Here is a 1,451-nt window from a genome sequence, read left to right as displayed (position 1 = left end):
TGCGTATTCCGGCGAAGTTGAACAGCCATTCCGGCCAACGTGAACACCCTGATCCTTAACGCGCTCACGTCACCCCGTTTCTAACTCGAGTGTTCAGATTGGGTCAACTCACTTCTCCTCTTTCTCATCGATTCTCCCTTCAGTGACAGCCGGTGAGCGTTGTGCATCAGCCGGTCCAGGATCGCATCTGCCAGAGTGTTGTCCCCCAAGCTCGCGTACCACTCTTCCGTTGGCAGCTGACTGACCACGACCGTCGAGTATTTCCCGTACCGATCATCCATGATCTCCAGCAGGGCGTTGCGCTGCTCGGCATTCACCGCTTCCAGTCCCCAGTCATCCAGGATCAGCAGCTCTATCCTTGCCAGTTGACCCAGCAGTCTGGCGTAACTGCCATCTACCTTGGCCTGGCTCAGCTCAAGTAGCAGACGCGGCAGCCGGTAGTAACGAGTGCTGTGCCCCTGCTGACAGGCTTGGTAGCCCAGCGCACAGGCTAGGTAGGTTTTTCCGCAGCCACAGGGGCCGGTAATGAGCAGGTTCTGGCCCCGGCGCAGCCACTCTCCTTGGGCCAGGTTTGCCACCTGTGACCGCTCCAGGTTGCGTGCAGACTGGTAGTCCACCTCTTGCACCGTGGCCTGGAGTTTGAGCCTCGCCTGCTTGACCAGCCGAGCTTGTTTACGCTGCTCCCGGCTCAGTTGTTCGTGTTCGACCAGCAGGCTTAGCCGCTCGATGAAGGGCAGCCCTTCGTAGGTACTTGCCTGTTCCAGTTGTTGTTGCACGGCATCCGCCATGCCGGTCAGTTTCAGGTGTCTCAAGCGGGTCAGCGTTTGTTGGGTCATGGGACGTATCCTCTTTAGTGGAAGCTCTGGGGGCCGCGGATGTTCTCGTGCTCTTGCGGCAGTTCTGGATAACTGAGCGGACTTGCGGGCAGTTGGTCGCGGCCACTGGTCAGCACCGACTTGAGCTGCTTGAGCCGCACCAGTCCTTCCCGGTTGGCCAGCTGGCAACAGGCTTCGACTCGTGATGGCGGATACTCCCGGCTAAGACTCAGCAGTCCCAGGCAGAGTCGGTATGCCTGCTCGGCATGGGCTTTCTCTGCCAGCCGTTCGCTAACCCAGCACAAGGTGCCCGGTCCGATGTCGGCAGCCCACTGCTTAAGACGCCCTGGCGTCCAGCGTTGCTGCTTGCTGTGACGTTCCGGCATGTGCTCAGGGAGTGTGCTCATCCCCGGGATGGTTTTACGCGGATGGCTCGCGACCAGCTGTTGCTGGTGATAGACCTGAAGCAGGGTATCGCCCGCATGGAGCTCCAGTTGCTGACCCACATACTGGTGCGGCACCGAGTAATGGTGCTGCTCATAGCTGACGTGATAGTCGATGTTGACCTTGACCGTTTTGATGGCGACATAGCGATAGGGATGCACCGGTAGTGACCCCAGTGCCGGGCGGTCCAAC

The 1,451-nt window shown here is 59.5% G+C and carries 2 protein-coding genes; both read right to left on the bottom strand.

Annotated features, from left to right (window positions below; all coding sequences use genetic code 11):
- Positions 1 to 80: 80 nt before the first annotated feature.
- Positions 81 to 836 (bottom strand): IS21-like element ISAs29 family helper ATPase IstB, encoded by a 756-nt coding sequence (gene istB / locus BN1127_RS20825; RefSeq protein ID WP_000194037.1) that lies wholly within the window; start codon positions 834 to 836, stop codon positions 81 to 83.
- A 14-nt stretch (positions 837 to 850) separates the two neighbouring features.
- Positions 851 to 1,451 (bottom strand): Mu transposase domain-containing protein (locus BN1127_RS20820; protein WP_042650731.1); only part of this gene is annotated, 601 nt, incomplete at its 5' end.

The organism is Aeromonas media, assembly GCF_000819985.1.
GTDB lineage: Bacteria > Pseudomonadota > Gammaproteobacteria > Enterobacterales > Aeromonadaceae > Aeromonas > Aeromonas media.
This window is presented reverse-complemented; position numbering and strand designations above follow the sequence as displayed.

Excerpts from the sequence above, each read along its gene's own strand:
- istB (WP_000194037.1), bottom strand. The coding sequence starts at position 836 with ATGACCCAACAAACGCTGACCCGCTTGAGACACCTGAAACTGACCGGC.